The 25,870-nt window shown below is 62.0% G+C and carries 17 protein-coding genes and 1 riboswitch; of the genes, 7 read left to right on the top strand and 10 right to left on the bottom strand.

The genetic code is table 11. The features are described 5' to 3' along the window. Positions 1-35: 35 nt before the first annotated feature. The gene (locus OIS50_RS11990; protein ID WP_264690877.1) at positions 36-3,857 is read right to left on the bottom strand and encodes a DUF7948 domain-containing protein; all 3,822 of its coding nucleotides are present in this window, start codon (positions 3,855-3,857) and stop codon (positions 36-38) included. Between the two features lie 375 nt (positions 3,858-4,232). Continuing rightward, positions 4,233-7,664, bottom strand: coding sequence for a DUF7948 domain-containing protein (locus OIS50_RS11985; RefSeq protein ID WP_264690876.1), 3,432 nt, complete (start codon positions 7,662-7,664; stop codon positions 4,233-4,235). 190 nt (positions 7,665-7,854) lie between these two features. On the opposite strand from OIS50_RS11985, the gene OIS50_RS11980 reads away from it, so the two are divergent. From OIS50_RS11980 to OIS50_RS11965, 4 genes are all read left to right on the top strand, one after another. Then, a complete protein-coding gene (locus OIS50_RS11980) occupies positions 7,855-8,949 on the top strand; it encodes an endonuclease/exonuclease/phosphatase family protein (RefSeq protein ID WP_264690875.1) in 1,095 nt (364 codons plus the stop codon). A 103-nt stretch (positions 8,950-9,052) separates the two neighbouring features. Continuing rightward, on the top strand, positions 9,053-10,555 hold the full coding sequence (cysS, locus tag OIS50_RS11975) for a cysteine--tRNA ligase (protein ID WP_264690874.1): 1,503 nt from the start codon (positions 9,053-9,055) through the stop codon (positions 10,553-10,555). Positions 10,556-10,674: 119 nt separating this feature from the next. After that, entirely contained in the window at positions 10,675-11,754 is a 1,080-nt protein-coding gene (locus OIS50_RS11970; protein ID WP_264690873.1) for a M28 family peptidase, read from the top strand. A gap of 96 nt (positions 11,755-11,850) precedes the next feature. After that, positions 11,851-13,182, top strand: coding sequence for an alpha/beta fold hydrolase (locus OIS50_RS11965; RefSeq protein ID WP_264690872.1), 1,332 nt, complete (start codon positions 11,851-11,853; stop codon positions 13,180-13,182). 18 nt (positions 13,183-13,200) lie between these two features. On the opposite strand, the gene OIS50_RS11960 is transcribed toward OIS50_RS11965, so the two are convergent. After that, a complete protein-coding gene (locus tag OIS50_RS11960) occupies positions 13,201-14,106 on the bottom strand; it encodes a S66 peptidase family protein (RefSeq protein WP_264690871.1) in 906 nt (301 codons plus the stop codon). Positions 14,107-14,202: 96 nt separating this feature from the next. Between OIS50_RS11960 and OIS50_RS11955 the strand changes: the two genes are divergently transcribed. Next, a complete protein-coding gene (locus tag OIS50_RS11955) occupies positions 14,203-15,426 on the top strand; it encodes an alpha/beta hydrolase (protein ID WP_264690870.1) in 1,224 nt (407 codons plus the stop codon). Between the two features lie 36 nt (positions 15,427-15,462). On the opposite strand, the gene OIS50_RS11950 is transcribed toward OIS50_RS11955, so the two are convergent. From OIS50_RS11950 to OIS50_RS11935, 4 genes are all read right to left on the bottom strand, one after another. Next, positions 15,463-16,728, bottom strand: coding sequence for a homoserine dehydrogenase (locus OIS50_RS11950; protein ID WP_264690869.1), 1,266 nt, complete (start codon positions 16,726-16,728; stop codon positions 15,463-15,465). Beyond that, positions 16,706-17,740, bottom strand: a complete 1,035-nt coding sequence (locus OIS50_RS11945) for a homoserine O-acetyltransferase family protein (RefSeq protein ID WP_264690868.1) — start codon at positions 17,738-17,740, stop codon at positions 16,706-16,708. The genes OIS50_RS11950 and OIS50_RS11945 overlap by 23 nt, the downstream gene beginning before the upstream one ends. 232 nt (positions 17,741-17,972) lie before the next feature. Beyond that, the gene (locus OIS50_RS11940) at positions 17,973-19,358 is read right to left on the bottom strand and encodes an O-acetylhomoserine aminocarboxypropyltransferase/cysteine synthase family protein (RefSeq protein WP_264690867.1); all 1,386 of its coding nucleotides are present in this window, start codon (positions 19,356-19,358) and stop codon (positions 17,973-17,975) included. Positions 19,359-19,736: 378 nt separating this feature from the next. Then, positions 19,737-19,846, bottom strand: a riboswitch (SAM riboswitch). 239 nt (positions 19,847-20,085) lie between these two features. Continuing rightward, on the bottom strand, positions 20,086-20,394 hold the full coding sequence (locus OIS50_RS11935) for a LysM peptidoglycan-binding domain-containing protein (protein ID WP_264690866.1): 309 nt from the start codon (positions 20,392-20,394) through the stop codon (positions 20,086-20,088). A 211-nt stretch (positions 20,395-20,605) separates the two neighbouring features. Here OIS50_RS11935 and OIS50_RS11930 point away from each other — a divergent pair, with 211 nt between their 5' ends. Next, the gene (locus tag OIS50_RS11930) at positions 20,606-21,025 is read left to right on the top strand and encodes a hypothetical protein (protein WP_264690865.1); all 420 of its coding nucleotides are present in this window, start codon (positions 20,606-20,608) and stop codon (positions 21,023-21,025) included. 93 nt (positions 21,026-21,118) lie between these two features. On the opposite strand, the gene OIS50_RS11925 is transcribed toward OIS50_RS11930, so the two are convergent. Continuing rightward, positions 21,119-22,192, bottom strand: coding sequence for a lysylphosphatidylglycerol synthase transmembrane domain-containing protein (locus OIS50_RS11925; RefSeq protein ID WP_264690864.1), 1,074 nt, complete (start codon positions 22,190-22,192; stop codon positions 21,119-21,121). A gap of 287 nt (positions 22,193-22,479) precedes the next feature. Here OIS50_RS11925 and dxs point away from each other — a divergent pair, with 287 nt between their 5' ends. Then, entirely contained in the window at positions 22,480-24,423 is a 1,944-nt protein-coding gene (gene dxs, locus OIS50_RS11920) for a 1-deoxy-D-xylulose-5-phosphate synthase (protein WP_264690863.1), read from the top strand. Positions 24,424-24,491: 68 nt separating this feature from the next. On the opposite strand, the gene OIS50_RS11915 is transcribed toward dxs, so the two are convergent. Then, positions 24,492-25,490, bottom strand: coding sequence for an SRPBCC family protein (locus OIS50_RS11915; protein WP_264690862.1), 999 nt, complete (start codon positions 25,488-25,490; stop codon positions 24,492-24,494). A 40-nt stretch (positions 25,491-25,530) separates the two neighbouring features. Beyond that, a complete protein-coding gene (locus OIS50_RS11910; protein WP_264690861.1) occupies positions 25,531-25,869 on the bottom strand; it encodes a winged helix-turn-helix transcriptional regulator in 339 nt (112 codons plus the stop codon). Between the last annotated feature and the right edge of the window lies 1 nt (position 25,870).

Here is a 25,870-nt window from a genome sequence, read left to right as displayed (position 1 = left end):
ATACAACTTCCGAAGCCGAAACGCAAGGAGCTCCGTCAACGCTGAATTTCGAGCCAGCCTTTCACCGTGCGCCCATCAACGTAGCGCAACAGGTAATAGTAGGTGCCCGCTGGCTGGTTGCCACCGCCCCAGTTGTTGCGGTAAGCGGCATCGTCGTACACTTTCTGGCCCCAGCGCGAAAACACCTGCAAGCCAGGTGGGCAGCCGGCCGATACCTCAAACACGTCGTTCTTGTCGTCGGCGTTGGGCGTGATGATGTTTGGGATGGGTTTGGTTTCGAGCACCTCGATGGGAGCAAGCTGAAGCTCGGTGCGGCAGAGGCGGCTGTTATAGTACATCACTACCTTCGGCTGGTAGCGGCCAGGCTGGGCGTAAATGTGTGCCGGATTTAGGCCGGTGGCGGTGCTGCCGTCGCCGAAGTCCCACTGCACATCGGCTACATCAACCCCGCGAAACTGGACCTGCAGCGGAGCCTGGCGGTCGGTGGGGCAATTGGTGGCTTGCCACCTAGGCCCAAAAGCTGGCATGGGGGCCACGCCCACACGGCGCGTGGCACTGCTGATGCAGCCGCCATTATTAACCGTGTAGGTAAGAGCTACGGAGCCCGCAAAACCCGCCGGGGGCGTGAATACCCCGGCGGCTGTTACATGCTGCCCCGACCACGTACCACCTAGGGGCAGGCCGCGCAGGCGGAAGGCCTGCACGGAGCCCGGGCACAGCAGCGTATCGGGCGGCAAGGCAATGGCGGGCGGGTTGCCTACCGACATCGTGACGCTGCCGCGGGTTTCGCAGGGGCCGTTGTAGGTTACGTACGTGAGCGTGTGTTGCCCGGGGCCGGCTACGGCCGGGTTGAAGGTGAAGCCCTGAAACGACGGGCCTTGCACGCCGCGCCCGCTCCAGTAGGCGGCGTTGGGCAGCTTGAGCGGGGTGTTGTCGGTGGCGCAGAAATTGGTTTGGGCGGGCGCTGCTACCACGGCCGCGGCAAATACGCTGGCCTGCAAGGTGCTGCTGCTGGTGCAGCCGCTGGCGGTGGCAATGGTGTAGGTAAGCGCCACGTTGCCGGTAAGGGTAGCGGGCGGCGCAAAAAAGTAGCCCGTAGCCGCCGAACCGGTAACGTATTGCCCTGCCCAGGTGCCCCCGGCGGGCGAGCCACCTAGGCGCACCGGGGCAGCCGGTAGGCACAGGTTGAAATCGGGGCCGGCGTTGGCGGTTAGTACGCTTACCTGCTGGGTAGCCGTAACGGAACAGCCCGTTACGGTATACTTATAAGTAATGGTGTGGGTGCCCGGCCCTGCCGTTGCCGGCGAAAACGTGCTGCCCGATACGCCCGGCCCCGAAAACGTACCACCTGCCGGCAAAGCCGCGAGCGATACAGCGGGCGAGTTGACGCAGAACTCGTTGAACGGCAGCGGCTGGAAGGTAGCGGTGGGCGTAGGCACCACCGTAACGTTCTGGGTGGTTTGGCTTTGGCAGAAGTTGTTGACCACTTTGTACGTGAGCGTGCTTTGGCCCAGGCCCACGGCCGTAGGATTGAACACGTACCCCGTGGCAACCGAGCCGCTTACGCCCGGCCCCGACCAGATACCGCCCGCCGGCGAACCAACCAATGGAATAGCGCCGGCCGAGAGGCACACCGTCATGTCGGGGCCAACTACGGCGCGTTGCGGCTCAAAGTCGAACTTAAAGGCGGCGTTGTTGCAGTTGGAGTAGCCGTTGCGGGTGCTGTAGGTGCCGGCGCCGGGCGGAATCGGGAAGGTGGCATTGCCGCCACCGCAAGCACACACGGCATGGTAAACAAACCCCCGGCGGTCGAAGCGCGAGGTGCCGCCGTCGACGTGGTCGGAACTGGAGCCGCCGAAGAAAGTGGCGTACTCCAGGTGCGTGGCGCCCTCGGCCAGCTGCATCAGGTAAAAGTCGCTGCCATCGGTGGTGGGCTGCACCGCCGTGGGCGTGGTGGGCAGGTTGGTGGTGTAGCCGTTGCCCTGGCTCGCGTTGGTGCTGCCGCCCCAGCCGCTAACGTAAATGCGGTTGCACTGATCGACCAGAAACGCGGTGGGCGAAATGTCGATGGTAGGGCGGCCCGCGCCAAACACTGTCGAAAAGCTGGTGGTGGTAAGGTCGGCGTTCAGCTTATGAATAAACTGGCGGCCGTTGGCGTTGGCGTACCTACCGGCTGTAACGGGGTACTGACCTAGGCTTTGCCCGAGCAGGTACACGTCGCCGTTGGTATCCAGCTGCACGAAGTAAGTCTGATCGTACTGCGCCGTGCCAAGCAGGGTCGAGCGCTCCATTTTGCTGCCGTCGGCGCTGATGCGCACCACAAAGCCGTCAACATCGCCGCGGTGGGTGGTTTGCAGCGCCCCCGGCGTGGTCGGAAAGTTGACGCTGGTGGTGCCGCCGCACACGTACAGCCGCCCTGCCGCATCGAGCTGCAGCGAGTACGCCGCATCGGGGTTGCCGCCGCCTAGGTAGCTGCTCCACAACAGGTTGTTGAGGCTCGGCGTGAGCTTGCACACCACGGCATCGAGCCCGGCGCCGCGCGCCGCTTGAAAGTTGTTGCGGGTAGGGAAATCGGGCGAGGAGCTGTTGGAAGCGATGTAGATATTGTCGTTGGCATCTACCAGCACGTCGCCCCGAAACTGGTCGCCGTAGTTGCGCATCAGCTCCGCCACCATGCCCGTGCGCATGTTCAGGCCCTCAACGCTGGTGCCGCCCAGGTAAGTAGAGCCTACCAAGGCCGAGCCGGAAGCACTCAGGCTGGTTATGGCCAGATCGGTGCCTTGCGCGATGGTGTAAAGCGGGTCGTTGAAGCCGTAGGGGCTGACGGAGGGGCCGCCGGCAAAAGTGCGGTCGAAGGCATCGGGCGTGGTGGGGTAATTGGCCGAGCCGGTGGTGCTCAGGATTACCAGCTCGCCGCGGCTGTTCACCACCAGGCTCTGCGGATAATCGGAGCTGCTGCCGCCTAGGTAGGTGGCCCACACGCGCGAGGCCGGGCCCGTGGTGGCCGTGTTGTACTTGATGATGGCAATGTCGATGTTGCCGCTGAAGGTGGTGCTGTAGGCGCCGGCCGTTACGGGGTACCCCAGGCCAAACGCGATGCCGCCGGAGTACATGTTGCCTTGCGGGTCGTAGGTGGCCGTGAAGCCCCAGTTGTCGGCCGTGGCGCCGGTGAAGGTGGAGAAGACGACGGTGGGGTCAATCACCAAAGGGCGTGCGCGGTCGTAGCGGCCCAAAGCAAAGCTTACGTCGGTGCCGCGCAAGGTGTAGCGGCAGCTGACGGGCCGCCGCTCCCCGCCCGGCCCCAGTTGCCAGGCCCTAGGCGCCAGCTCGGTAATCGTACCTAGGGAAGTCCGGATCTGGAGGGTGCCGCCTTCGCCCAGGCTAAGCTGCTCGGCGCCGGTATAGCGCTGCCGAATCAGCGAGGCATCGGCGCCGGGCGCCAGCTCGAAGTCGTACTCGAACAGGCCCTGCTTGTTTTCGTACAGGCGCACGTCGATGCCCGGCCACACGCCCAGGTAGCGCAGCTCGCGGTAGCTGCCCACGTTGCTGGCCCAGTTTTTCGGGTCGGCACCCAGCAGGTAGTTGCGCACTTCGCCGGTGAGCGTGGCGGGTTGCAGCTGCGTTTCGGGGCGGGCACCCACAAACTCCATGCGCACGGCGTGGGCCCGCAGTTGCGCCTGCCCCGAGGTGGCCGATTTGGTGTGTGGGTCGATGGGCTCAGCTAGGGCGTACGTCCAGCCCGTGGCTTCTAAAAATAGGCGGCCATGCACCAGCGGCGCCATGTAGTGCACCGGTTGCGGCCATTGCCCCTTATTCGGAATAAACTCGATGTGCTGCGCCGGGGCGGGCGCGGCCAAAAGGGGGCTTCCTGCTGCGGCAGCAATCAATAGGAAAAGCCAACAAGCCACAAGGCTTCGGTGCCAGGCCGAAGAAGACATTGGATAATTGAAGAAAGCAGCTCAGCCCAAAGCACTTCAGCAGCCCGGTGCCCGAACTAAAACTTGGTATATAATCGGACAAAGCTACACACAGCTACGGGCTTAGGCGGAAGAAATCTGTCGGGTTTGATGCTGATGCTATTTCAGGGGTGCGGAGCGAGGCCGGCCGGTAAGGCACGGGCCAGGGCACCTAGGGCAGCGCTCTTGGCCGCTGCCCTAGGTGCCAAAAGCAAAACAGGCGGCAGGTAGTGTACCTGCCGCCTGCGCGGTAACTGCGGGCCCGGAGCCCAGCGGCTAACGCCGGATTTCTACCCAACCCTTGGCTTTGCGGCCTTCGGTGTCCATTACGTGGTAGTAATATACCCCGTCGGGCAGGGTGCCGCCGTTCCAGTTATTTTGGTAGTTGGCAGTGCTGTACACCTCTTTGCCCCAGCGCGAAAACACTTTCAGCGTAACGGGCAGGCAGCTCAGGCGCTGCTCAAACACATCGTTTTGGCCGTCGGCGTTGGGCGTGATGATGTTCGGGATGAACGGAGTGCCTACATACACCGGCGCAAACACGGTTTTGGCCTCGCAGTTGCCATTGTAGTAAGCCGTGAACCCGATTTCGTACGTGCCGGGTTTCTCGTAGGTGTGCGTCGGGAACTGCTCCGTGCTGGTGGTGCCGTCGCCAAAATCCCAGCTGTAGCGGCTGGCAAACAGCATATCGTGGTTGAACACGTGCGTAAAAGGCGCCAACCCGGTGTAGGCCGGCATGCCTTCGCTGCGGCGCGGCGTAAGCGGGCAGCTCGGCAGCTGCAGGGGCACGTTGGTGCGGTTTTCGGGTACCAGCATCACGCGGCGCTGCGCCGTTTGGGTGCAGCCATCGGTGCTGGTGTAGCTGTACGTGAGCAGAATGGGGCCATACACCCCGGCGGGCGGCGTAAACAGGCCTTGCGGCGTGCAACCCTGGCCGCTCCAGGTGCCACCGGCGGGCGAGGCGCCCTTCAGCATGTACGGTGCGCGCTGGAAGCTGCACAAGGCCGTATCGGGGCCGGCTGCTACTTGCGGGGTGGGGCTTACCACCACGCGTTGGGTGGTGCTGCCGCACAGCGGAGCCGGCAGGGTATAGGTAATGGTATGGGTGCCCGTGCCGGCCGTTGCCGGCGAAAACGTGCTGCCCGACACCCCAGGGCCCGAAAACGTGCCCCCAGCCGGCGTGGCAGTAAGCTGCACCGTGTTGCCGTTGAGGCAAGCTGCCCCCACCGGCGTAAAGTTGATGGTGCTGATCGGTACCACCGTCATGTCGAGCGTGCTGGTGGTTACGCAGGTGCCGGTGCTGGCCACCGAGTACGTAAGCCGATGCGTGCCGGCCTGGGCCACCGTGGGCGTAAACGTGAAGCCGCCCGCCACCGAACCCGTTACCCCCACGCCCGACCACGTGCCGCCCGAGGGCTGACCACCTAGGCGCAATGGCGCGGCATCAATGCAAATGTTCTGGTTCGGGCCGGCCACGGCGGCGTTAATGCCGAAGTCGATTTTGAAAGCCGCGTTGTTGCAGTTGCTGGAGTTGTTGGCCGTAGAATACGAGCCGGCACCCGGCGGAAACGGAAACGACGAGCTGCCCCGGCAGCCGCCGCAAACCGCCTGGTACACAAAGCCGCGGCGGTCGAAGCGCGAAGTGCCGCCGTCGACGTGTTCGCCGCCCGGGCCGGTACCCCCGAAATACGTGGCGTACTCAACGGCCGTGGCGTAGGGCGCCAGCTGAATCAGGTAGAAGTCGTTGCCATCGGTGGTGCGCTGCATGGCGTTGGCGGTGGTTACCAGGCCCATCACGTTGCCGTTGCCCACGTTGTTGGTGCCGCCCCAGCCGCACACGTAAATCCGCTCGCACTGGTCTACGAGGAAGGCCGTGGGGGAGAGGTCGGGCGCCGAGCGGCCCGAGCCGAAAGTGGTGCTGATGAGCAGATCCGACAGATCAGGCGAAAGTTTCTGGATAAACTGTTTGCCGTTGGCGTTGCTGTACACGCCCGCGGTTACGGGCACCGTGCCGCGCGTTTGCCCCAGTGCGTACACGCCGCCCCGGTCATCAACCTGGATAAAGTAGGTCTGATCGTAGGAGCTGGTGCCTAGGTAAGTGGTGCGAATCAGGGTTGGCTGATCGGCAGTGGTACCGATGCGGGCTATAAACCCATCGATGCCGCCCCGGCGCGTAGCAAAGTAGGCCCCGGCGGTGTTGCCGAGGTTGTCGCTGTCGGTGCCGCCCGCCACGTACACCTCACCGGCTGCATTCAGCTGAATGGAGTAAGCGGCATCGTTGTTGGCGCCGCCCAGGAAAGTGCTCCAGATCAGGGAAGAGAGGTCGGGGGCGAGCTTGCACACCACGGCATCGGAGGTGCCGCCCTGGTAGGTGCTGCGAAACCCACGCACCACCGGGAAGTTGTTGGAGCCGATGCTGGTGGAGCTGCTGCTGGTGCTCGAAGCGAAGTAAACGTTGTCGTTGGCATCAACTATTACGTCGCCCCGAAACTGGTCGCCGTAGTTGTTGGCCAGCGTAATGGACTCGAGCACGCCATCGTTGCTGGTGCCACCTACGTACGTAGAGCCCAGCAAAGCCGAGCCAGTGGCATTCAGGCGCGTCACCACGATATCCACCCCGTTCGAATAAGATAGTCCGTTGGCCGTGAGGCTCCGTCCGCCGGCAAAGCTGCGGTCGTAGGCACTGCTGGTGGTGGGGTAATTGCTCGACGAAGTAGAGCCAAATACGATCAGCTCGCCGCGGCTGTTTACCACCATGCTGTGCGGGGCCTCCATGGCGCTGCCGCCTAGGTAGGTGGCCCACACGCGCGAGGCAGCACCCGTGGTGGCGGTGTTGTACTTGATGATGGCCATATCCCATACGCCGCCAAAGCTGGTATCGTAAGCCCCCTGCGAAACCGGATAGCCCGAATTGTCGGCGATGCCGCCGGAGTACATGTTGCCTTGCGGGTCGTAGGTGGCCGTGAAGCCCCAGTTGTCGGCCGTGGCGCCGGTGAAGGTGGAGAAGACCACGGTGGGGTCAATCACCAAGGGGCGTGCGCGGTCGTAGCGGCCCAAAGCAAAGCTTACGTCGGCGCCGCGCAAGGTGTAGCGGCAGGCCACCGGCTGCCGCTCCCCGCCCGGACCCGGCTGCCAGGCCCTAGGCGCCAGCTCCGTCACCGCGCCCACCGAGGTGGTTATTTCCAGCGCGCCGTCGGCCCGCAGCCGAACGGCATCGGCCCCCTCGTAGCGCAGCCTAATAGCGTCGGGGTTGGCTTTGGGCTGCAGCTCGAAGTCGTACTCGAACAGGCCCTGCTTGTTTTCGTACAGGTGCGCATCGATGCCCGGCCACAAGCCGCGGTAGCGCAGCTCGCGGTAGCTGCCCACGTTGCTGGCCCAGTTTTTCGCGTCGGCACCCAGCAGGTAGTTGCGTACCTCTTTGGTGGCCTCGATGGGCTCGAGCTTGGTATTCTTGCGGCCGTCGACAAAGCGCATGCGGTAAGCGTGGGCTTTAATCTTTTGCGGAGCCATATCGGCGCGTTTGCCTGCCTCGGTGTTGTGGGCGTGGGCAAAGGCTTTGGGGTCGAAGAGCGAGTAGGTAAGCCCGCCCGGCTCCACAAACATGCGGCCGCCTGCGGGCAGCGGTGCCGCGTACCGGGCGCGGGCATCCCACTGGCCTTTGTTTTCGATAAACTCCAGGCTGCGCTCGGGCGGCGCAGAGGCTAGCATAGCAACAGGCAGCAGCAGAAAGCCCAAGGCTAAACTGGCCCGGTAAAGCGTAGAAAGAAGCATAGAGAGGCAACTAAAATATCGACATGAAGGTACGACGAACGGGCGGCCTTATTGTGCATATCACTTATAGATGTGGCGGGCGCCGAATTGCATTGTAGGTTTGCGGCTCCAAGCTTGGTTGGTACCGGTGCGTCGTTCATTAGCTTTCAAATTCACTTTACTGGTTATTGCGTGGCTGTTGGTAGCCATAGGATGCACCCAGGTGCCGCCTAGGTTGTTTTGGCCTGCAGCTTTTGTGGCCTTGTCGTTGCCGGGGGCTTTGGCGCTCAACGCCGCCATGCTGGGGTATTGGCTGATGCGGCGCTGGCCCGTGGCCCTGCTGCCGCTGGCCGTGTTGGTGCTTACCTGGCCGCACCTGATGCGCGGCGTGGCCCTGCACCCTTTTGGCAACAATGCCGCAGCGCCGGCTACGGTGCGCCTGCTCAGCTCCAACGTGCGCATATTTAATGTGTACCCGCAGCTGCGCGACCCCAACCTGCAATCCTCCAAGAGCATGATTAAGTGGCTGGCCGAGCACCCGGCCGACGTGCTGTGCCTGCAGGAGTTTTACACCGAGCCCCGACCCACGGCCGATGGTGTGGTGTTCAACACCGAGCGCAAAATTGGCAAGCTCAGCGGCCGCGAGAGTTTTGTTTCTACCACGCTCACCAACAGCATCGGCGCCAAGTTTGGCATGGCCATTTTTTCGCGTTTTCCCATTGTGCGGCGCGGGGTTATCAGCTTCGGCAAACTTTCGCAAAACCATGCCATGTGGGCCGATTTGCGCTTGCCCCAGGGCGACACCGTGCGCGTGTTCAACGCCCATCTGCAAAGCATGAGCATGGACGAGCAGGACATCGTGGATAGCTACTCGAGCAAAGCCGGGCTAAAGGCCAAGGGCGCCAGCTTGCTGCGGCGCCTGAAGCGGGGCATGGTAAAGCGCAGCGTGCAGGTTGATACGCTGGTGCGCCGCATCGAGGCCAGCCGCTACCCCGTGCTGCTCTGCGGCGACCTGAACGACTTGCCCTACAGCTACACCTACGACCAACTGGCCGATAACATGCAAAATGCCTGGGCTACCGCGGGCCTGGGCTTTGGCGCCAGCTACAACGGCAAGCTGCCTTTCGTGCGCATCGATAACCAGTTTGCCAGCCCGCAATGGCAAGTGCTAAGCTGCGAGGTGCGCCGCGATATTCCGTACTCCGACCACTTTCCGCTGGAGGCCACGTACCGATTACGATGAGCGGATTAGTGGATGAGTAAATGAATGGATGGGCAGAAACGCTGTTCCATCCGCTCATCTACTCATTTACTCATCCACGCATCCATCTCACTACCTTTGCCCCATGCAACACCCACTGTCGCTCCACAACACGCTCACGCGCCGCAAAGAACCGTTTGTACCGCTGCACTCGCCCTTTGTGGGCGTGTACTTGTGCGGGCCCACGGTGTACTCGGAGGCGCACGTGGGCAACGCCCGCGGCCCAGTGGTGTTTGATGTGCTGACGCGCTACCTGCGTCACCTGGGGTACACCGTGCGCTACGTGCGCAACATCACCGACGTAGGCCACCTCGAAGGCGACGCCGACGAGGGCGAGGACAAAATCAGCAAGCGGGCCCGCGCCCAGCAGCTCGAGCCCATGCAGGTAGCGCAGGACTACGCCAACCGCTACCGCCGCCACATGGAGGCCCTAGGTTGCTTGCCGCCCGATATCGAGCCGCTGGCCACGGGCCACATCATCGAGCAGATTCAGCTGATCGAAGAAATCATCAGCAACGGCTTTGCTTACGAAGCCAACGGCTCGGTGTACTTCGATGTGCCCAAGTACAACAGCGCCGGCAACAACTACGGCAAACTGTCGGGCCGCGTGCCCGAGGAGCTGCTCTCCGGCTCGCGCGACAACCTCGCCGGCCAGGACGAAAAACGCTCGCCGCTGGATTTTGCCCTCTGGAAGCGCGCCGACGAACGCCACCTCATGCGCTGGTCCTCGCCGTGGGGCGAAGGCTTCCCCGGCTGGCACCTCGAGTGTTCGGCCATGAGCCGGAAGTACCTAGGGCAGGTGTCGGATATCCACGGCGGCGGCTTGGATTTGATGTTTCCGCACCACGAGTGCGAAATCGCGCAAAGCCAGGCCAGCCACTCGCACACCGACGAGGCCCGCGTGTGGCTGCACAACAACATGATTACGGTGAACGGCCAGAAGATGAGCAAGTCTTTCGGCAACTTCATCACCATTTCGGAGCTGTTTGGCGGCCAGCACGCATTGCTTTCGCAGGCGTACTCGCCCATGGTGGTGCGCTTCTTCCTGCTGCAAGCGCATTACCGCAGCACCGTTGATATCAGTGACGAAGGCCTGCAGGCGGCCCGCAAAGGTTACCGCAAGCTGATGAACGGCCTGCGCCAGATCGAGCGGCTGCAACTGCCCGAAGGCACCGAGCGCGCCGCCGACACCTCAACGGCCGATGCCGAGCTGCGCAAGCTGGTGGCCGATTGCTACCTAGGCCTGAACGACGACCTGAACACGGCCCGCTGCATTGCTTCGCTGTTCAACCTGCTGCGTAAGTTCAACGGCTTCTACAACCAGCCGGCCACGCTGGCGCAGGTAGGCGAGGCGGCGTTGGGCGAGGCCGTGCAGGCGTTCCGGACGCTGGTGCAGGACATCCTGGGCCTGCGCGACGAGCCCCGCGCCAACGCCGAGGAGCTGTTGGGTCTCACGCTGCAGTTCTACCAGGAGGCCAAAGCCGCCAAAGACTACGCTAAGGTCGATGTCATTCGGGCCGCGCTCAAGGAGCAGGGCATTCTGGTGAAGGACACCAAAGCCGGCGTTGATTGGGCCTACGAAGAATAAGTTGGTTTGCGCTTAGTTTTAGAACGTCATGCTGAGCGTAGCCGAAGCATCTCGCGTGCTGACGCCGGATAGAAACCACTATCCGACGAAGCGGTAGAGATGCTTCGGCCACGCTCAGCATGACGTTCTTTGTTACCTCTGATGATTTGTTTTGCTTTCTCATGATGTGGAACCCCTTGCGCCTGTTGTGGCGCCCTGCTGCTCTGCTTGCTGCTACGGTGCTGCTCACGGCGTGCCCCGATAAAAAGCCGGCCGCCAGCGAAACCGAAACCACTGCCGAGCCGCCGCTGCGCAAGGCCCCGGTATTCAGCGCCGATTCGGCCTACCAGTACACGGCCAAGCAGGTAAGCTTCGGGCCGCGGGTGCCCAACTCCAAAGCCCACACCCAAGCCGGCGACTGGATTGTCAGCGAGTTCAAAAAAATGGGCCTGCAAGTGCTGGAGCAGCCTTTCACCACCATGGCTTTCGATGGCGTGATGCTGCGCAGCCGCAACATCATTGCCCGCTTCAACCCCACGGCGGCGCGGCGGGTGGCGCTGTTTGCTCACTGGGATACCCGCCCCTTCGCCGATAAGGACAAGCAAACGCCCAATGCCCCCTTCGACGGCGCCAACGACGGGGCCTCGGGCGTGGCGGTGGCCATGGAAATTGCTCGGCAACTAGCTGCGCAGCCCGATTCCTTGCAGCCCACGGTAGGCGTGGATATCATTCTGTTCGATGCCGAAGACTACGGCCACGACACCTCCACCCAAGGCAACAAAGAAAACAAGCTGGCCGCGCAAGGCCTCGAAAGCTGGTGCCTGGGCTCGCAGTACTGGGCCAAAAACAAGGTGCCCGCCAACTACAAAGCCGAGTATGGCATTCTGCTCGATATGGTAGGGGCGAAGGGTGCCCGTTTCTCGCGCGAGGAGATTTCGCGCCAGAACGCCAACGAGGTTATCGGCAAAGTCTGGAACGTAGCCAACCGCCTAGGTTATTCCGACTACTTCATTGCCCAGGACTCGCCCGGCATCACCGACGACCACGTGTTCACGAACCAGGCCGGCGTGCGTACCATTGACATCATCGACCATGTGCCGTTTGGCGAGGAGTACTTCCCGCCGTACCACCACACCACGCAGGACAACATGAGCATCATCGACCGCAACACGCTGAAAGCCGTGGGCCAAACCGTGCTGACGACGTTGTACCAGGAGTAACCCTAGGTCAGGTTGCCCTCACCTCCGCCCCGGCAGCGTAAGTTGCCGGGGCGTTGTCGTTATTTGGCATAAATATTCACCTGCTAAAATATTGTTTTGAAGCACCTTTTACTTGCCTGTTTCGCGTGGGGCTGCATGCACCTAGGGGTCGCCCAAGCCCAGAACAAAGCGGTTGTTGGCACAGCCAATTCTTTCGATCAGCGCCTCGATGCTAAGCCTTATGCGGGCAAAGCGTTCCGGCTGAGGGCACAAGTGTGGCTGGATACCACCCAATCGGGCGGCGCTACCGTTCGGCTGCTGGCCATGACAACCGCCGCGAAAAGCAAGCGGCTGCTCGGGGTGTTCAGGTACGATCAAAAGGCCTTGCGCAACCGCGAATGGCAGACCTACACGGTTACGGGCCGCATCAGCAAGAAGGCCGACAGCTTGGGCGTAGTGGTGGTTTACAACCGAAACGGCACCTTCCGGTTCGATGATTTTGCGCTGGAAATAGAGCAGAAGCCCAACGAATGGGTGCCCGTGCCGCTGAAAAACCCGGGGTTTGAGGAATCTGGTGAAATAGCACCGGACGCCGTGCCGCGCGGCTGGCACCAGTTCCGGGAGGTGCAGGGTTTTTCGGGCGCTGTGCTCGAAACCGCGCCCGGCCAGCACGTGTACCAGGTGCAAGGGCGCGGGGTAGTGCCCTACGGGCGCAACCGGCAGGCGGGCCGCTTTGCCACCGCCAATGGCGTGAAGCTGTACTACGAAACCTACGGCCAGGGCGAGCCGCTGCTGTTGTTGCACGGCAACGGCGAGTCCATCGTGTCGTTTAGCGAGCAAATTGCCGCGCTGGCGGCCCACTACCGGGTTATTGCCGTTGATACGCGCGGCCACGGGCAATCGGGCAACGGGCCGGCCCGCTACACCTACGACCTTTTTGGCGATGATATGCAAGCCCTGCTTGATACCCTGCGCCTGCCGGCCGCGCACGTTGTAGGCTGGAGCGACGGCGCCAACACCGGGCTGAGCATGGCCCTGCGCTACCCAAACCGGGTTAAAAGCCTGGTGATGATGGGCGGCAACCTGTTTGCCGACCGCACCGCCGTTGACGCCAAAATGCTGCGTGAGGTGCGGCAGATGCAGCTGCTGAGCACGGTGTTGTACCCTTTCAGGGCGCAGTTCCGGCGGGCGCATCGGTTGGCCAATTTGCTGCTGCGCTACCCGCGCCTCAAGCCCGGGCAGCTGGCCCAGGTGCAGGCGCCTACGCTGGTGCTGGCCGGCGAAAAGGATATTATTCTGGAGCCGCATACTCGCCTCATTGGCAGCAGCATACCCGGCGCGAAGGTGGTTATCCTGCCTAAGCTAACGCACTACGCACCGCGCGAAGACGCTGCCCTGTTCAACGAAACCGTTTTGCAGTTTTTGCAGCCCCTAGGTAGTACGCACTAGCCAGGCAGTGGCACCGGGCTACTGCACGTACTCCAGCCGCGTGCCGTCTTCGGTAACCACCAGCCGGGCGCGGCGGCCGCAAATCAGGGCCATGTTCTCGGGCTCGTGGCCTACGGGGAAGTTATAGGCCACCGGAAACCGGTACTTGCGGGCGTAGCTGTCGATGATTTCGTAGCTGGTTTGGCCGAACGGAATGGCGTTGTCCTGCGGGTTGGTGAAGTGGCCAACTACCAAGCCGGCTAAGTCGCGGAGCTTGCCCGAGCGGTCGAGGTGCACCAGCATGCGGTCGACGTTGTAGAGGTACTCGTCGATGTCCTCCAAAAACAGAATGCGGCCGGCGGTGGGGCAGTCGGAGGGCGTGCCGCTCAGGGTTTGCAGCAAACTCAGGTTGCCACCGATCAGCTCGCCTTCGGCAGTACCTAGGCGGTTAAGCGCGTGCGTGGGGGCAGCGTAGCTCACCGGCTCACCAAACAAAGCACGGCGCAGGCTTTCGAGGGCCAGCTCGCCACCGGGCTGGTTGAAAAGCAGCGGCATCACGCCGTGGATGCTCTCGTGACCTAGGGCCAGCAGGTGGCAGTTGAGGGTAGTGATGTCGGAAAAGCCGGCAATCCACTTGGGTTGCTCGGCAAAGCGCGAAAAATCGATATGGTCGATGATGCGCGGGGTGCCGTAGCCGCCGCGGGCGCACAAAATAGCCCGGATGCTGGGGTCGTCGAGCTGGCGCTGGAAGTCGCGGATGCGTACTTCGTCGGAGCCGGCAAACTGGTGGTGCTCAGCGGCCACGGTTTCGCCCAGCACTACCTCCAGGTTCCAGCTTTCGAGCACGGCAATGGCGGCCGCGAGTTCATCGCGCGAAACTTTGCGGGCGGGGCACACAATGGCTACCCGGTCGTGGGGGCGCAGCGCAGGAGGCGTAGTAGGCATGGCAAGTGAAGCTGAGCCGCAAACCTACGCCGAAGAATGCGGTACTATACTACCGACGCTGCTTATTGCCGTACGCTAATGCTCACGTTGTTTGCCATGAAACAGCTACTGCTTATCTGGGTTACGCTACTGCTGAGCTGCTGCCCTGCTTTCGCGCAGATTGACACCACCGGTGGCCGCTACTGGCAGCCCCGCTTTCAGCAGGTAACCGTTACGCGCGGCGTGGAGTACGGCGCGGCGCCCAACCTCAGTGGCACCACCCAAACGCTGCGCCTCGACCTCTACGAGCCCACCAACGACACTGTGCGGCGGCGCCCGCTCATTGTGTTTGCGCACGAGGGCGCTTTTCTTACCGGCAACCGCGACGATGCCTTTATGGCGGCCATCTGCACGCGCCTGGCGCAGCTGGGCTACGTAGCCGCCAGCATCGATTACCGCACCGGCTTCTTCCCACTCGATAGCCTGAACGTGGGCCAGGCTGCCTTGCGCGCCACGCAGGACATGCGGGCCGCCATCCGGTTTTTCCGGCGCGATGCCGCCACCGTGCGCCAGTACCGCGTGCACCCCGGCTACATTTTTGCCGCCGGCTCATCGGCCGGCGGGTTTATGGCTTTGCAGGTCGGCTACCTCGATAAGCCTGCCGAAGTACCGTCGTATATCAACCTCAACCAGCTGGGCGGCCTCGAGGGCAACAGCGGCAACCCGGGCTACAGCAGCCGGGTGGCGGGCGTCGTCAACCTGTGCGGCGCCCTAGGTAGCCTGAGCTGGCTGGAGCCCGGCAACGTGCCCCTGTGCAGCGTGCACGGCACCGCCGATGGCGTAGTGCCCTACGGGGTGGGAAAAGCCTGGAACTACGCAGCCTCGCCGCGGCTGTTCGGCAGCGGCGCCATCAAGCCCCGCGCCGATGCCCTGGGTATTCCGAACGTGCTGCGCACCTTGCGCAACGCCCCGCACGTGCCCTACAACGGCAGCAGCCCGAGCAGCGTCGCGTACTTCGATACCACGTACCAAACGGTGCGGGCGTTTTTGCGGCCGTTGCTGCGGCAACCCGGTACAGTGCTGAGCGCGGCGCGGAGCAATATTCTGGCAGGCGAACTGCAGATATATCCTGTGCCGGCGCAGCAGCTTATTGTATTGGAAGCAACGGGCCAGCAGCCATTCAGGCCGCGGCAAGTGGAGCTGATTGACGCAAGAGGCCGCGTGGTACGGCGCTTTATGTGGGACAAGCCGCGCATGCTGATTCCCCGCGGCAATTTGCCCGAGGGTACTTATTACCTCAGCGGTGAAGGGCTGCAGGGCCTCACCATCATTTTGCAGTAAAACAAAACGGGCCACCTAGGTGGGCGGCCCGTTCAATTACTCAGCGAGAAGCTCGCTAGCTAATTGCCTTGGCTGAGCAACGGCTTGCCGGGTTCTGCCTGTTCGGGCCACGAAAGTGCCGGCGGCCCGTAGCGCGTCGCGGTGCTTGTGCAGCTTATTCAGGCTGATATAACCTAGGGTGCCCTCCGAAGCTGGAGCAGCCGTAATGGTCTCGCCTGATTCCTTAGCAATACCTAGGATTTTCTGCAGCTCTTCGGGAGCGTTGCGTAGGTATACTTCCAGCTCCAAATCAGGTGTTTCTGCAGCACCTGCTGTGTCGCTAAGCTTATCATACTGATAGCGGAAGTCGTTGCGCAGGGCTACCAGGTCGGCTAGCACGGCCGAGCCGGTGGGGTGGCCGCCGGCGCCGCGGCCGCGCAAAAAGTGCTGGCCGGCAAACTCAGCCTCCACCACCACGCCGTTGAACTCGCGCTCCACGGCGTACAGCGGCGAATCGGCCGAAACCAGCTGCGGCGTTACGAACACGGTAGCGCCACCGCCGGGCAAGGGCTGCAGGCTGGCTACTACCTTAATCTTCTGCCCGCGCTCGGCGGCGTAGCGAATGTCGGCCAACGAAATGTTCTCGATGCCCAGGTTCAGTACGTCGTCAGGGTTCAGCAGCAGGCCGTAGGCGTGGGCGGCCAGTATCACCGCTTTCGACCTAGGGTCGAAAGCGGCCATATCGAGCGTGGGGTCGGTTTCGGCAAAACCTTGCGCCTGGGCTTCGGCCAAAGCTTCGGCGTAGTCGGAGCCGCCTTCCGTCATGCGCGTGAGCACGTAGTTGGAGGAGCCGTTGAAGATGCCGCTTACCGAGCGCAGCGGCTCCTGGCCGAAGTAGCTGTCGAGGGTGCGAACGACCGGAATGCTGCCGCATACGGCGGCTTCGTAGAGCAGCGTGCCGCCAAACTGGCGCTGCAGCTGCAGCAGCTCGGGCAGGTGCCGGGCCACCATGGCCTTATTGGCCGTAACCACCCGCCGACCTAGGCGCAGCGCTTCGCTCACCAATCGGAAAGCCTCGGCCGCATCGTCGATAACTTCAACCAGAATATCGAGCTCCGCGTCGTGCAGCAGCGCCTCGGCCTGAAACTCGAAGCGGCTGGCCGGCAGCGGGCGCAGCTTGGTGGGGTTCTTCACGGCGATGCGCGCTACCGCAAAACCGGCCTCGGGGTGGCGCTCCAGAATGTCGAACAGCCCTTGCCCAACGCAGCCGAAACCAATCAGCCCAATGCGGGTGCGGGGGTTAGTGGACGAAGGTTTGGACATAGAATCGTTCGAGAAAATGCGTGATTTGCGCGGTTTCGATCAGGAAACCGTCGTGGCCGTAGGGCGAATCCATTTCGGCGTACATGGCGCCGGGTACGTGGCGGGCAATAAACTGCTGCTCGGCCGGCGGAAACAGCACATCCGACGAAATGCCCAGCACCAGCGTGCGGGCCTGCACCTGCCGCAGCGCGGCCTCCAGCCCACCGCGCCCGCGCCCCACGTTGTGCGAATCCATGATGTGCGACAGCGTAACGTAGCTGTAGGCGTTGAAGCGCGCCGTGAGCTTGTCGCCCTGATACTGCTGATAGGAGCTGGCCCGGTGAAAAGCCGGTAGGGCGTCCTCGTCGGGCTCGGCCTGGGTGCGGCCGTAGGCATCGTAGCTGCGGTAGCTGAGCAGGGCCACGGCCCGGGCCGCCCGCAACCCGGCCACGCCGCCCTCGGGTCCGCCGCCCTGGTAGGTACAATCGGCCTGAATGGCCAGCCGCTGCGCCTCATTAAAGGCAATGCCCCAGGGCGAGTGCCGCGCGTTGGTAGCCAGCAGCACCAGGTGTTCGAACAGTTTGGGTTGCGCAATGGCCCACTCCAACGCCTGCTGCCCACCCAGCGAGCCGCCGATAACGGTATGAATTTTCGCCAGCCCTAGGTGCTGGCGCAGTTGCTCGTGGGCGGCAACCAGGTCGCGCACCGTAAGGCGCGGAAAAGCCTGGTACAGCGGCCGGCCCAGCGGCGGCACCGGCGAGGTAGGGCCCGTGGTGCCGTAGCACGAGCCCAGCACGTTGGCGCACACGATAAACCACTCGGCCGGGTCGTAGTAGTGGCCGGGGCCCACCAGGCCGGGCCACCAGCTCGGCACATCGGCGTTGGCCGTGAGGGCGTGGCACACCCACAATACGTTGTCGCGCGCGGGGCTCAGGGTGCCGTAAGTGTGGTAGGCAATTTGTACGCCGGCCAGCTCGCCGCCGCACTCCAGCGGCAGCGGTTGGGCCAAGGTTAGCGTTTGTTGTTCGCTCATAGCGGGGTCCTTTCGGGTAAGGCTGAAAGGAGTGGTAAAACACCGCAGCCCGCGGCTGCAGCGGTCAGAAATGCTTTGCTCCCGGCCCCCTCGAGCAGAAGAAGGGGCCGGAAAGCAAAGGAGCCGAAGCGGCGGCGAAGCACTTTCTCCCGAAGCGCTTCGCCTAGGTGCCAATGCTGGAAGGGAAGCCCTGCCCCATGGCAGAAGCGGGCTTCCTCAGTTTTCCCTCCCTTTATACTTCCAGCGTGGCGGGGTGCTCGGCTTGTTGTTCGAGTAGGATAGCGTTATCCTCGGTGTTGCTCAGCGGCGCCGCGTTCTGCACTGCGTCAAAAGCGCGCTGCAAATCGGCCTTGATGTCGTCGATGTGCTCCAGGCCCAGCGACAGGCGCAGCAGCGTGGGCGTTACGCCAGCGGCGCGCTGCTCCTCGTCGGAAAGCTGCTGGTGCGTGGTGGCCGAAGGCTGAATGATGAGCGTTTTGGCGTCGCCCACGTTGGCCAGGTGGCTGATGAGCTGCAGGTTGTCGATAAACTGCGTGGCCGTTTCCTTCGAGCCTTTAATAGCGAAGGTGAGCACACCGCCGAAGCCGCGCTTCAGGTATTTGGTGGCCAGCTGGTGGTAGGGGCTGCTCTTGAGGCCGGGGTAGTTCACGGCCTCTACCTGCGGGTGCTGCTCCAGCCACTCGGCAATTTTCTGGGCGTTTTCCACGGTGCGGTCTACGCGCAGGCTCAGCGTTTCGAGGCCGATAAGCAGCTGCCAGGCGTTGAAGGGGCTCTGCGAGGGGCCGAAGTCGCGCAGGCCTTCTACCCGGGCCCGGATGATGAAAGCAATGTTGCCGAAGGGGCCGTTTTTGCCGAACACATCATTGAATACCAGGCCGTGGTAGCCTTCGCTTGGCTCGGTAAACTGCGGAAATTTGCCGTTGCCGAAGTCGTACTTGCCGCCATCCACGATTACGCCGCCGATGGAGGTGCCGTGGCCGCCAATCCATTTCGTAGCCGATTCTACTACAATGTGCGCGCCGTGCTCCAGGGGGCGGAACAGGTAACCACCCGCGCCGAAGGTGTTATCCACAATCAGCGGAATGTCGTGCTTGTTGGCAATGGCCGCAATGGCTTCAAAATCCGGAATGTTGAAGCCCGGGTTGCCGATGGTTTCGAGGTACAGCGCCTTGGTGTTCTCGTCGATCAGCCGCTCGAAGCTCTCGGGGTTGTCGCCGTCGGCAAAGCGCACCTCAATACCCAGGCGCTTGAACGCCACCTTGAATTGATTGTACGTGCCCCCGTACAGAAACGAAGTCGACACGAAGTTGTCGCCGGCCTGCAGGATGTTGTTCAGGGCAATAAACTGCGCCGCCTGGCCGGAGGCCGTTGCCAGCGCTGCCACGCCGCCTTCGAGCGCCGCCACGCGCTGCTCAAACACGTCGGTGGTAGGGTTCATCAGGCGGGTGTAAATGTTGCCGAACTCCTTTAGCGCAAACAGGTTAGCGCCGTGCTCAGCATTCTTGAATACGTAGGATGTAGTTTGAAACAGCGGCACTGCGCGGGCGCCCGTGGTGGGGTCGGGTTGCTGGCCGGCGTGGAGTTGCAGGGTTTCGAAGTGCAGGTTCTGCTGAGACATGATAATGCTGAGAAAGAGGGTTGTGGATTGCGAAATCGATGCGGGAAACCGGCCACAGCAAGCCCAAAGCCGCGTGCGCCGAAGTGGTGGCCCGCAGCAGCCCAAGTGAAACCCTAGGGTGCAGCGAAGCCACATGCCGCCGAAAAGCCGGGCGGCCAGAATGTGAAATGGGAAGGGTAGGGGCAGGCTTTAAGCGCCCGCGGGGCCAACTACCAACAACAGCAACAACACGCCGTTTCGGCAGCGCGCATAGCCTGCGGCTGCATCATCGTCGCGGTAGCGGGGCGAGCGGCTACAAGCATAGTTGTAGCGGGCGCCGCGGTAGCGCGGAACTGCGAAGGAGTGTTGTAGGGGTGCGGGTAGGTATCCATAGCACGCTATTTATTTGTCCCCTCGTAGGGGCAGGACTTGGCACCTGCCAGCTTGTGCGTTGCTGGTGGTTGCCAGCGGGTCATCGAGCCTGTTCTCTCGCCGCTTCGGAATAAACCATGCTTCAAAAAACGCCGGGCCGTAAGCCGGGCTGGCACAAAGGTAGTACCGGTTGCATTAAACGCAAATCTGGCGAAAAGTTTTTTCAGGACGAGAAGTCAGATGTAACCAATTGCGCTTTGGTTCGAAGTAAAATATTGGTTATAAGATGATTATTAATAAGGTGTGGCAGTGATTTTACACAAAAAAACGCCTAGGGGTCGGACCTAGGCGTTGCAATATCAAGCAGAAATAAGGCCTACATCTTGGGCAGTTTCAGCACCTGGCCTACCTCAATATGGTCGGGGTTGCTGCCAATCGTCGACTTATTAGCATCGTAAATCTGGTGCCACTTGGAGGCGTCGCCGTAGTGCTTTTTGGCAATCTTCGAAAGCGAGTCGCCGCTTACTACGGTGTAGGTTTCGCCTTGGGCGGCGGCGGGTTGGGCTGCCTGCGGTTGCGCTTGGTTGCCGAAGAAATCGGTAGCGCCGCCGGCCGGCTTTTGGGGTTGGGTAGGTTGTACGGGCTTTTTCTCGCCCTTATCGCTGAGGAAATCGAACAGTCCCATGGTTGTGTGGTCTTTGTAAGTGGGTGCGGATGCGAGCAACAGGTGCTGGGTAGCAACCCATTGGCTCGGCTAAAGTGTACGGGCTAGGTAGCAGATAGTTGCGCGCTTAACCCTTTGCAGCGGGGGTGCGTAAGTAACGGCGCAGCGCTTGCCAACTCGGCCGCGCCGCAGTTGCCGAACCCTGTTCCATCCCCATTCCAGACACCCATTTATGACACGCGCATTTAACACACCGCTCCACTACCTAGGCACGCTCCTGCTGCTGATGACCCTCGTTATGTATGCCTGCGGCAGCAAAGAAGGCAAGGTAGAAGGGCAAAACATGCTCTACGGCACCGATAGCAAAGTGTGGAAAACCCGCCGCGAAGAAGACGCTACCGGCGACAAAGTGAAGCAGACCTCCGAGCAAAAGCAGGAGGAAATCCGCTTCTTCGGCAATGGCCAGTACGTCATGACCTCGCCCACGCAGTCGATCAACGGCAAGTACACCTTCGATCAGGCCAACAAGAAGATTACCATGACGCCCGACAACGGAAACGTGGCCAATACCTTCGATGTGGCAACGCTTACCGACGACCGCCTGACGCTGCGCAGCGCCGACGGGGCTGAGCTGCAGCTAGAAGCTGAGTAATAGCTCAACAGCCTCACTTGCTGATAAAACAATAAGCCCCGCGGCAGTTACGCCGCGGGGCTTATTGTTTGTTGCCTAGGTATTGGTTGCCAATCAGGAAGCCATGACCTCGTGTGCCACCTTTTTGCCAAACACCCGGCCGACCCAGCGCGGCAGGAAGATGGAGCCCAGCACGAGGTACAGGTAATAGGTAGCAATGCGGTAGAGCAGCAGGATGAAATTCGTCATGGTTGCCGAGCCGGCGAAGCTGCGGAAGAAGAACGGGAAGGCACCCTCGGCAAAGCCCGCGCCGCCCGGCGTAATAGCCACCAGCAGCACTACTTTGTACACCAGGTTGCGGGCGAAGATGACGCCAAACGTAGCCCAGCTTACCGGCACAAAAGCCGCAATCAGGCAGCCGATAACGAGGTAGCGGGCCGTCCAGACGAATGCCGTGGAGAGGGCCGCGCGGCTCCAGTAAGCCCAGCCGTTGCCGCGCAGCTGCGCCGAGGCCCACACCAGCTCGGTGCCGTGCTGCCAGGCGCGGCGGCGCCAGCGGCGCAGCCCGCGTACCGAAAACAGGCGCATAATCAGGCGCTTTACCACGTGGGGGTTGATAAGTAGCGCCCACGCCATCAGGCCGGAGTACAGAAACGTGAGTACGTAGCTTAGCCAAAACGCGACTTTGAGCGTGGTAATAAAGCCGCTTTCGAGCACCTCGGTGGGGTAAAGACTGTCGCCGGCCAGGAGCAGCACAAAGGGCACCACCACCACAAAGTACAAGTTATCGAGCATGGCTGTTGCCATCACGTAGGCCAGCGACTTACCTAAGGGCACGCCCTCTTTGTTGATGATAAACGTAGCCACCGTGGTACCGCCCACGGCCGATGGAAGCACGCACGAAGCCAGCTCCCAAATCATAATCACATCGATGCTCTGCCGCCACGACAGCTGCCGCTCCGAAATATGCCGGATGCGGTACATATAGCCTACATCGCGCACAAATAGCACGGCCAGCACCACCAGCAGCCACAACGGGCGGGCGTCGGCCAGGGGGGCCAGGTCGCCGGGGCGGTAGCTGCGCCAGAACATAAAGCCCACTACCCCGAGGCCAATAGCAACCGGCAGCAGCATCCGCGAAGGCGATAATTTTTCGAGCAGCTGGCGGTCCTGCTGGGGAGTGGTCATGCAAGTAGGCGGGTAGTGGTCAGGCAAAAATACGTAGTTGACCTAGGCGGGGTCGTTAAAATTATTCTAACCCCGGTGAGGGCAAAGCCGGAACACAAAGCATGTAGGTACAATGCACCTCAACCGGAACCCCGGCCCCGCGGCAGCACGTTAAGCTACGAACCGCCAGGCTGAAAATGTCGTAACTTTGCCGGCTAATGTCGGCCTACCTTAACGGGTGGCCGCAACAAACTGGCCACTACGGTGGTTAGCCGCTACCATCCCACTCGTTGCCGTAACCGAAACCAATGATTGTCGAACCCGGACCCCTGCTGGCGGCTATCAACTCGCCTGCCGACCTTAAAGAGTTGCGCGAAGACCAGCTGGTTCAGCTAAGCCAAGAACTACGGCAGTTTATCATCGATTCGGTCTCGATCTACGGCGGGCACTTCGGGGCTTCCCTAGGTGTGGTAGAGCTTACCGTGGCGCTGCACTACGTGTTCAACACCCCGTACGACCAGTTGGTGTGGGACGTGGGGCACCAGGCGTACGGCCACAAAATTCTGACGGGGCGCCGCGCGCAGTTTCATACCAACCGTAAGTACGGCGGGCTGTCGGGCTTTCCGAAACGCTCCGAAAGCGAGTACGATGCCTTTGGCGTGGGGCACAGCTCCACCAGCATCGGCGCGGCCCTGGGTATGGCCGTGGCTTCTGACTACAAGAAGGAGTTCGACCGGCAGCACATAGCCGTAATCGGCGACGGCGCCATGACGGCGGGCATGGCTTTCGAGGCCCTGAACCACGCCGGCGTCACGAATACCAACCTGCTGGTTATCCTCAATGATAACTGCATGAGCATCGACCCCAACGTGGGCGCGCTCAAAGAATACCTGACTGACATTACCACCTCGCGCACCTACAACCGCGTGCGCGACGAGCTGTGGAACGTGTTGGGGAAGCTTTCGAAGTTCGGGCCTAACCCGCAGCAGATTGCTAGCAAGGTGGAGTCGGCCATGAAGGCTACTTTGCTGAAGCAGAGCAACCTGTTTGAGGCGCTGAAGTTCCGCTACTTCGGCCCCGTCGATGGCCACGATGTGCAGCATCTGGCTACCCTGCTGAACGACCTGAAGAGCATTCCGGGCCCCAAGCTGCTGCACTGCGTAACGGTGAAGGGCAAAGGCTACGCCCTGGCCGAAAAAGACCAGACGCTGTGGCACGCCCCGGGCTTGTTCGACAAGATTACCGGCGAGATTTACAAGAAGGTGCCCGATAAGCCTCAGCCGCCCAAGTACCAGGATGTATTTGGCCATACCATGGTGGAGCTGGCCGAGCAAAACCCCAAGGTAATGGGCGTTACGCCCGCCATGCCCTCGGGCTGCTCGCTCAACATCATGATGAAGGCCATGCCCGACCGCGCTTTCGACGTGGGCATTGCCGAGCAGCACGCCGTTACGTTTTCGGCCGGTTTGGCCACGCAGGGCCTGGTGCCGTTCTGCAACATCTACTCGTCGTTTATGCAGCGCGCCTACGACCAGGTGGTGCACGACGTAGCCCTGCAGAACCTGCACGTGGTATTCTGCCTCGACCGCGCTGGTTTTGCCGGCGCCGATGGCGCCACGCACCACGGCGCCTACGACCTGGCCTACATGCGCTGCGTGCCCAACATGGTGGTGGCCTCGCCCATGAACGAGGAGGAGCTGCGCAACCTGATGTACACCGCCACGCTGCCCGAAAACGCCGGGCCGTTTACCATCCGCTACCCGCGCGGCGAGGGCGTGATGCCGGAGTGGCGCAAGCCCTTGCAGCGCCTTGCCGTGGGCACGGGCCGTACCGTGCGCCAAGGCGCCGGCGATGTGGCCATCCTAAGCATCGGGCACATCGGTAACTACGCTGTAAAAGCCACCCAGCAGCTTCTGGCCGAAGGCCTCGACACCGGCCACTACGACATGCGCTTCTGCAAGCCGCTCGACGAGGAATTGCTGCACCAGGTTTTGCGCCGGTACAAGGCTGTTGTAACCGTAGAAGATGGCTGCCTGCAGGGCGGCTTCGGTTCGGCGGTGCTGGAGTTTATGGCCGACCACGGTTACGCCGTACCCGTGAAGCGCCTAGGTATTCCGGACCTTGTAGTGGAGCACGGCTCGCAGGACGAGCTGTACAAGGAGTGCGGCTACGATGCAGCCGGCATTGCCCAGGCTGTGCGCCAGATGCAGGACAAAGTGGCCGCTGCCGCAACGCAGCAACTGCTGCGGTAACCCCCCATGCGCAAGCTATTCTTACAAAAGCGCCAGCTTCGGCTGGCGCTTTTTTGTTGGTGTCATTTTTAGGGCTGCAGGGCAGTGAGCCGCCGTGGAGCCTCGCAGCGTCGCTTTACGACTTGCAAAATGCGGCGCTGAATTTCGCTCATCACGTAATCCGTCCAGAGCCCGGCGTAGGGGTTGAGGTTGGTGCTGAGTCGTTGCTGACTGTAGAGTACTAACCTGGTATGGCCGTTGGGCAGCGGCTGCAACTCGTAGGTGCCGCGCAACACGTCAAAAAAGCGGCCGCCCACAATCACGTGCTCATCAAAGGTGGTGGGCGGAATGGTAGCCGTGTTGGGCTCGATGCTGAAGGAGAGCTTTTGCAAAGGCACCCATTCATCCACGGTTTCGATGAACTCCACCCCGCGCTCAAAAGTGGCGCGGCGCACGCCGCCAATGCCTTCGTGGGTCAGGGTAGCCTCTACGGGGCGCGGAAAGCCGATGTCGTCGATGAGGCTGGGCCCTAGGTCGGCGGCGCTGATGGGCGGCACCCGCACGATGTGCGGCCACACCGCGGCGGGCGCGGCGGCTATTTCTACCACGTTTTGCACGCGCCTCAGGCTGTCGGGGGTGGCGAAACGGCTTTCGGCCAAAGCCACCACCAGGGGTAGCAGCGCCACGGCCGAAACCAGCACGTAATCGTCGGGCTTGTTGTTGCGGCGCTTTTCGAGCCAGCCATAAAGCCGCGCACCCAGCCACGAAACAAAGAAGAACAGCGGCAGAATGATGATCAGGCAGATAGCGCCCTCCAGGTGCGCGATAAACGCCGTAACCAGAAAGAGCGTGGTGGCTATCCAGGGCGCAAAAACGTAGCGCCAGGCACTACCGCGTCCGGGCGGGGTGTAATGCGCCGTAAGCATGCCCAAACCATACGGCACCGCTACCAGAAACGACACCATCAGCAGGCCGCCATACCGCTCGAAGGGCCCCGTGTTGAATACGAGCCGAAAGGCCAGGGCATATACCACGCCGGCAAGCACCGCCAGCAGTTTAGGAGTGTGGCGGCCGGAAATCTGCAGCATGGAGCAAAAGGATAGTCGGCCAAATATAGCTGTGCGTGCCCTAGGTGCGCTCGAGTATCCGCTCGCGGTGGTGCAGGCCCCAGTCGCGGATTTCGCCGATTAGTTTCTCCAGCGTGCGGCCGTAGTCGGTAAGCGAGTACTCAACGGCCAGGGGCACGGTATCAAACACCTTGCGCCGCACCAGCTCGTGGCTTTCCAGGTCTTTCAGCTCTTTCGATAGCACCTTGGCTGCTACGCCCAATTCGCGCTGAATTTCCTTGAAGCGCCGTTCGCGCAGCGAGAGCAGCATGATAACCGGGATTTTCCACTTGCCGCCCAGCACGTCCATCGCATCGCGCAGGGGCAGCAGGTAGTCGGTGCAGGGTTTGGCGGTGGGCATG

The sequence above is a fragment of the Hymenobacter sp. YIM 151858-1 genome (assembly GCF_025979705.1).
Taxonomy (GTDB): Bacteria; Bacteroidota; Bacteroidia; order Cytophagales; family Hymenobacteraceae; genus Solirubrum.
The sequence above is the reverse complement of the archived record's forward strand: the minus strand, read 5'-3'. Positions and strand labels throughout refer to the sequence as shown.